We start from the raw sequence: 7066 nt of genomic DNA, 5'->3' as shown, positions 1-7066 counted from the left end.
CTTCGACAAGCTCAGCCTGAGCGGGATCGGGAGGTTTACTCTACCTCCGCTCACCCTGAGCTTGTCGAAGCCCCAGCAGGTATGCGCTGCGAAGGTGGGCATTCAAGGCCAGCGGTCCCAGCCTTCGCTGGGATGACGATCGGCCTATGACCGATAGCGCACCGCCGAAGCCCGCCGGATCAGGTCCGATAGGAAGAACGAAGGCTCCGACGCTGCCGAGGCCGGGCGGATCAGCTTCGCCGCCGCCGTGCTCGCCATCGTGCGGATCGGCCAGCGCACCGTCGTCAGCGGCGGCCAGATGTGCGCGGCGGTGGCGGTATCGTCGAAGCCGATGATCGAAAGGTCCTCGGGCACGTTCAGCCCCCGCTCGCGCGCGGCGTGGAGGATGCCCGCCGCCATCTCGTCGTTGCTGGAGAACACGGCGGTGGGCGGTTCGGCGGCCGACAGCAGCTTCTCGCCCGCCGCCTTGCCCGATTCGAAGCGATAGGTGCCGCGCGCCGCGATCGCCGGGTCGAGCGTCAGGCCCGCCGCCGCGAGGCCGTCGAGGAAACCTTGTTCACGCTCATTGGCGGAGCGGAAGCCCTCCGGCCCTGCAACGAAGCCGATTCGCGTGTGGCCCAGTTCCACGAGCCACGCGACTGCCTCGCTCACCGCCTGCCGGTCGTTCGAGGCGACGAGATGTTCGTCGTCGTCGAGCCTCGCCGAGCCCATGCGCACGAGCGTGCAGCCGAGATCGCGGCACAGTTCGGCGAGGTCGTCGCGCTCCGACAGCGGCGGCAGCAGCATGACGCCGTAGAGGCGCTGCTGCTCGATGAAGCGGCGGATGTCCTCCGCCAGCGTCGGCGAATGGCGGTTCACCGGATGGACGACGAGCGCGAACTCGGTGTCGCGAATGGTGTCGAGAATGCCCTCCTGCACCCCCAGCACCATCTGCGCGTTCGGGTTGTCGTGAATCAGGCCGATCAGGAAATTGCGCCCCATCGCCAGCGCTCGGGCCTGAAGGTTCGGGACGAAACCCAGTTCGGCGATCACCGCCTCCACCTTCTTTCGCGTCGCCTCGCCCAGCAGCGGCGACTTGTTGATGACACGGCTCACCGTCTTCTTGGACACGCCGGAAATGCGCGCAACGTCGTTGATCGTGGGTTTCTGGCCTTCTGCCATGCGGCGTCCTTATGGTCTTGCGTCGGCGCGTTGGTCGATGGGCCGAATTTTTCCGGCTTGCCTTCAAGCGGGACGAAAGGCAAGATGACACCGGTTACCATTCCATCGCCTGTGCATTTGCATAGGATGGAAAGATGCCGGAACGCTCGCAGGGCGTACCGGCGGGTGACCAATCCGACAGAGCGGACACTCTGTACAGACGGGTCAGGATGGGCGTTTGGATGACACCGGTGTCGCCGGTAATCCAGTGCCGAACTGGCCGAAGCACGGTATTCTTGGGTGTGGGGATTGTTTTGACAGACACGGCAAAGGCAGTCGCCGAAGCATTCGTGACGGCGCGGCGCGAGAAGCGCGCATTGGATTCCTATCCCGGACAAGCCCCCACCGACCTCGGCGGCGGCTATGCGATCCAGGATTTCGCCCTCGCCTTCGACGGGCGTGAGGTTGCGGGCTGGAAGGTCGGCAAGATCAACCCGCCGCTTGACGGGCAACTGGGCGCGAACCGGCTGGCCGGGCCGATCTTCACCGACAGCGTGGTGACGGTGGCAGCGGGCGAATCGCCCGAGATGCCCGTCTTCGCCGACGGTTTCGCGGCGGGCGAGGCGGAGTTCCTGCTTCACGTCGCGGCAGGCTGGGACGGCACGGTGCCGCAGGACGACACGGCCACCCGCGCGGTCCTCGACGCGGTGCACATCGGCATCGAGGTCGCCAGTTCGCCTTACCCGCGCATCAACGCGGACGGGCCGCCGGTGACCGTCTCCGACTACGGCAACAATTACGGCATGGTCATCGGGCCGGTGCTCGAAGGCTGGGAAACGATCGACTTCAACGCGATCACCGTCCGCCTCGACATCGACGGCGAGACGGCGGGCGAGGCCACCACGGCGACAATGCTCGACGGGCCACTGGGCGCGGTGCGCTTCCTGCTCGGCAACCTTGTCGCGCGCGGGATCGACTGCAGCGGCGGCACCTGGGTCTCGACCGGCGCTGTCACCGGGGTTCACGAGGTCGTGCCCGGCCAGCAGGTACTGGCGACTTTCGCGGGCCACGGTACGGTAGCCTGCGGCATCGTCGCGGCAAAACCCGCCTGACAGAACCAATTAGAGCGGCACACGAACAAGACGGTCGCAAGGGAGTAGGGAAATGGATGCAGGAACCGGCGGTACGGTAGGCCAGACGGCAAAAGTCGGGCGCTATCGCTGGGTCGTGGTGGCGCTGCTGTTCGCGGCAACCGCCATCAACTACGTCGACCGTCAGATGATCGGGGTGCTCAAGCCGACGCTGTCGGCGGAGTTCCACTGGTCCGAGTCCGACTTCGCGGGGATCGTGTTCTGGTTCCAGCTGGCCTACGCGGTCGGCTACCTGTCGTTCGGCAAGATCGTCGACACGCTCGGCGCGCGCCTCGGCTACACCGTCGCCATCGTTATCTGGACAGTGAGCCACATGGCACACGGTTTCGCCACCGGCCTGACCTCGTTCGCGATGGCGCGCTTCGGCCTCGGCGTCGGCGAATCGGGCAACTTCCCCGCCGGCATCCGCGCCGTGACCGACTGGTTCCCCCAGAAGGAGCGCGCCTTCGCGATCGGCGTGTTCAACGCGGGCGCCAATGTCGGCGCGATCGTCACCCCGCTGCTGGTGCCGCTGCTGGTGCTGTGGTTCGACTGGCGCATGGCGTTCTTCGTCACCGGCCTGTTCGGCATCATCTGGCTCGCCGTGTGGTGGGCCGTCTACCGCCACCCGGACGAGCATCCGCGCGTCACTGCGGCCGAACTCGCCTACATCAAGCAGGACCCCGCCGACCCGGTGGAGAAGATCGGCTGGAGCCGCCTGCTGGTGGTCAAGGAGACCTGGGCCTATGCTCTGGGCAAGTTCCTGATCGACCCGATCTGGTGGTTCTTCCTATTCTGGCTGCCCGGCTACCTGTTCGAACGCTACGACCTCGACCTCAAGACCTTCGGCCTGCCGCTCGCCGCGATCTACCTGATCTCGGACGTGGGCAGCATCGCGGGCGGCTGGATGTCCTCGAAGCTCATCAAGGCGGGGCGCACCCCGAACTTCGCGCGCAAGGCGACGATGCTGCTCTCGGCGCTGTGCGTGCTGCCGATCTGGTTCGTGCAGGGCGTCGACAACGTGTGGGTCGCGGTGCTGGTAATCGGCCTTGCCACGGCGGCGCACCAGGCGTTCTCGGCCAACCTCTACACCCTGCCGTCCGACGTGTTCCCGCGCGGCGCGGTGGGCTCGGTGGTCGGCATCGGCGGCACCGTGGGCGCGTTCGGCGGCATGGGCATGGCGCTGTTCGCGGGCTACATCCTCGACGCCACGCACAGCTACGAGGTGCTCTTCGCGATCTGCGCGAGCGCCTACCTGATCGCGCTGCTGGCGGTCCACGTCCTCAGCCCGCGTCTGGCGCAGGCGCGGGTCTGACGATGGAGATCGACCGCAGGGCTCTGTTCGCCGGAGCCCTCGCGGCTTCGGTGATCCGTACGATACCGGCGGGGGCGGCAACGCCCCCGCCGCGTCCGTTTCATGAAACCGGCGAGGTCATCGACCTCTGGCCCGGCACGCCGCCGGGAGCCCCTTCCCCGCTGCCGGTGGAGATCGCGACCGAGCGCTCCGCCAACTCCGCCCAGCCCGACCGCGTGATCGCGGGGATCGCCCGGCCGCGCATCACTGCTTTCCGCCCGAAGTATCCCAACGGCGCGGCGCTGCTGGTAATCCCCGGCGGCGGCTACCGCGAGGAATCATTCGACAAAGGCGGCATCCAGGTCGCGCAGTGGCTGACCGAGCACGGCTACACGGCCTTCGTGCTGACGTACCGCCTGCCCGGCGAGGGCTGGCAGGACCGCTCCAACACCCCCCTCGCCGATGCCCAGCGCGCCATGCGGCTGATTCGCGCGAAGGCGGCCGCCTACGGCATCGCGCCGGAGCGGGTGGCGGTGATGGGATCGTCAGCGGGCGGCCACTTGTGCGCCGATCTCGCCAGCCGCTTCGCATTTCCCGCCTACGCGCCGGTGGACGCGGCGGACAGGCTCTCCGCCCGGCCGTTCTGCGCCGCGCCGCTCTACCCGGTGGTGAGCATGGACCGCGCCATCGCCCATGCCGGATCGCGCGAGAAGCTGCTCGGCCCGAACCCGACGCCCGCGCTCGAGGCGGCGCATTCGGTGGATCGCAACGTGACGCCCGAAAGCCCGCCGCACTTCATCGTCCATGCCGAGGACGATGCCACCGTACCGGTCGAGAACTCGCTGCGGCTGCGCGCGGCGCTGAGAAAGGCGGGGGTGAGCGTGGACCTGCACCTCTTCGCCGAGGGCGGGCACGGGTTCAACTTGTGGAACATCGCCGGCAAGCCGGTGGCCGCATGGCCGGGCCTCTGGCTCGACTGGGCGAGCCGCGTGGGGCTCGGCTGACGTCGTCCCGGGCTCGACCCGGGACCGCTGACCGTGACCAGCCCACCTTGCATCGGGCGCTATGTCCGTAAGCGAACGCCTTGAGCATAATCGTATTTGGCTGAACATTTATTAGTCATCCCCGCGAAGGCGGGGACCCATCTGATGACGGTTCAACCTGCCACGTCAGGAGATGGGTTCCCGCCTTCGCGGGAATGACAATGATACCGTCAAAGTTGATCACCCCCTCGGGGCGCGCTGCTTGCGAAGCAAGGTGGGCTGGTCACGGCCAGCGGTCCCGGATCAAGTCCGGGACGACGGACACAAAAAACAGGGATGAACCGGCTCCCGGAGGGGTGGGAGCAAGTTCATCCCTGCGTCACGGCGCGGGCGTTTGGAGCCACCCGCACCTTGGGTGAGTACCGTCAGGCCGTCTCGCGCAGCGAAGCCTGGGCCTTCTCGACGAGCGCGGCGAGCATCGCTTGCTCTTCTGCGGAGAGGTCGGTCAGCGGCGAGCGGACCGGACCCGCCGGGCGGCCGATCACGTTCATGCCCGCCTTGACGATCGACACCGCATAGCCGGTGCCGCGATTGCGGATGGCAATGTAGGGCAGCACGAAGTCGGTCAGGCCCGCCAGGATCGCCGCCTTGTCGCGCGCGCGGACCGACTTGTAGAAAGCCAGCGCCCACTCCGGCATGAAGTTGAAGATCGCCGAGGAATACGTCGTCACGCCCATCTCCAGATAGGCAGGCGCGAAGGTCTCGGCGGTAGGCAGGCCGCCGATGTAGGTCAGGCGGTCACCCAGCTTCGCGTAGATGCGCATCATCAGTTCGACGTCGCCGACGCCGTCCTTGTAGCCGATGAGATTGGGGTTGCGCTCGGCAAGACCGGCCAGCGTGTCCTCGGTGACGATCGCGTTGTCGCGGTTGTAGACGATGACACCCAGCGAAGTCGCCTTGCACACCGCCTCGATGTGGGCGGCAAGGCCCTCCTGAGTCGAGTTGACGAGGTAGGGCGGCAGCAACAGCAACCCGTTGGCGCCGGCCTTCTCTACGTTCTGCGCCATTTCCACCGCGATCGCGGTGCCGTAGCCGCAGCCCGAGAGCACGGGCACCTTGCCCGCCGCTTCCTCGACCGCCGCCTTGACGATTCCCGGGACTTCAGCCGGGGTAAGCGAGAAGAACTCGCCGGTGCCGCCCGCCGCGAACAGGCCGGCCACGTCGTAGTCCGACAGCCAGCCGAGATGGTCGCGATAGGCCGCCTCGTCGAACTTCAGGTCGGCGTCGAAATGCGTGACCGGAAACGAGAGGAGACCCCCGCCGATACGGGCGGCCAAATCCTGAGGCGACATCGCTTAATGCTCCAATTGATCCTGTAGAGCCTTTGCTACCTGCGCGGGGCGGCCGCGCCCATCGCTGGGACTGGATCGATTTATGTCGCAGCGGCATCGATCAGCGCCCATCGATGCATCGCGCGCTTTTCCTTCGGCCTCATGCGCGGTAGGCATTGGGAATGTTCGAACTCACGCACTTGCGCTGCTTCGTCGTCCTCGCCGAGGAACTGCACTTCGGCCGCGCCGCCGAACGGCTGCACATGACCCAGTCGCCGCTCAGCCGCCAGATCCAGGTGCTCGAACGCATCCTCGGCGTCGAGCTGTTCAACCGCACCAGCCGCCGGGTGACGCTGACGCTGGCGGGCGAGACCTTCCTCCACGAAGCGCGGCGCATCGTGCGCCTGTCCGAAAGCGCGGCGCTGGCGGCGCGGCGGGTGTGGAAGGGGGAGACCGGGCGCATCTCGATCGGCTTTACGGCGGTCTCGGGCTATGTCCTGCTGCCGCGCATCGTCAAGCGCGCGGCGGTGGAACTGCCGGGGCTGGAACTGCAATTGCACGAACTGGTCTCGGGCGATCAGTTCGAGGCGCTGCATACGGGCATGATCGACCTCGCGCTGGTGCGCCCGCCGGTGGACAAGGTGCAGTTCGATTCGGCGCCGCTGCTGCTGGAAAGCCTGCTGGTGGCGCTGCACGAGGATGATCCGCGCGCGGGGCAGGAGCGTTTCACGCCGGGCGATTTCGACGGACAGGATCTCGTCATGTATGCCCAGCGCGGGGCCGGGTACTTCAACCTGTTGCTGTCCAGCCTGTTCGAGCGGGCCGGGGCAGCGCCCAGCTACGTGCAGTACGTGACGCAGATCCACTCACTGCTGGGGCTGGTCGGCGCGGGGCTCGCGCCGGGGATCGTGCCAGAGGCGGCGGCGGGGCTGCACCCGCGCGGGGTGGTGTTCCGGCCCTTCGAGAGCGAGCCCGCCGCGCCGGTCGAACTGCATCTGGCGTGGCGGCGGGAGAGCGAGAACCCGGCGCTGCCGGCGTTCCGGGAACTGTGCCTGAAGGCGATGGCGGAATGACGCGATAGTAATGACGTCGTCCCGGACTTGATCCGGGACCGGTGGCTGTCTTTAGGCGAGAGCGTGCTGCGCGCGCAGCAAGGTGGGCCGTTCATGGCCAGCGGTCCCGGATCAA

The 7066-nt window shown here is 67.3% G+C and carries 6 protein-coding genes; 4 read left to right on the top strand and 2 right to left on the bottom strand.

The window, feature by feature from the left end; all coding sequences use genetic code 11:
* Positions 1–144 precede the first annotated feature (144 nt).
* Positions 145–1161, bottom strand: a complete 1017-nt coding sequence (locus tag ACYPYD_RS04165; RefSeq protein ID WP_459662188.1) for a LacI family DNA-binding transcriptional regulator — start codon at positions 1159–1161, stop codon at positions 145–147.
* Positions 1162–1454: 293 nt separating this feature from the next.
* On the opposite strand from ACYPYD_RS04165, the gene ACYPYD_RS04160 reads away from it, so the two are divergent.
* The 3 genes from ACYPYD_RS04160 to ACYPYD_RS04150 are packed head-to-tail and all read left to right on the top strand — an operon-like array spanning position 1455 to position 4568.
* Positions 1455–2252 (top strand): 2-keto-4-pentenoate hydratase, encoded by a 798-nt coding sequence (locus ACYPYD_RS04160; protein WP_211149501.1) that lies wholly within the window; start codon positions 1455–1457, stop codon positions 2250–2252.
* A 52-nt stretch (positions 2253–2304) separates the two neighbouring features.
* Positions 2305–3585, top strand: a complete 1281-nt coding sequence (locus tag ACYPYD_RS04155) for an MFS transporter (protein WP_008831741.1) — start codon at positions 2305–2307, stop codon at positions 3583–3585.
* Between the two features lie 2 nt (positions 3586–3587).
* Complete coding sequence (locus tag ACYPYD_RS04150; RefSeq protein ID WP_069708810.1) at positions 3588–4568, top strand: alpha/beta hydrolase; 981 nt, start codon at positions 3588–3590, stop codon at positions 4566–4568.
* 404 nt (positions 4569–4972) lie between these two features.
* Here the strand turns inward: ACYPYD_RS04150 and kdgD are convergent, their stop codons facing one another.
* Positions 4973–5899, bottom strand: a complete 927-nt coding sequence (gene kdgD / locus ACYPYD_RS04145; protein WP_008830133.1) for a 5-dehydro-4-deoxyglucarate dehydratase — start codon at positions 5897–5899, stop codon at positions 4973–4975.
* Between the two features lie 161 nt (positions 5900–6060).
* Between kdgD and ACYPYD_RS04140 the strand changes: the two genes are divergently transcribed.
* Positions 6061–6951 (top strand): LysR family transcriptional regulator, encoded by an 891-nt coding sequence (locus ACYPYD_RS04140; RefSeq protein WP_036530733.1) that lies wholly within the window; start codon positions 6061–6063, stop codon positions 6949–6951.
* Positions 6952–7066 lie beyond the last annotated feature (115 nt).

This window comes from Novosphingobium sp. 11B, assembly GCF_054589055.1.
The sequence above is the reverse complement of the archived record's forward strand: the minus strand, read 5'-3'. Positions and strand labels throughout refer to the sequence as shown.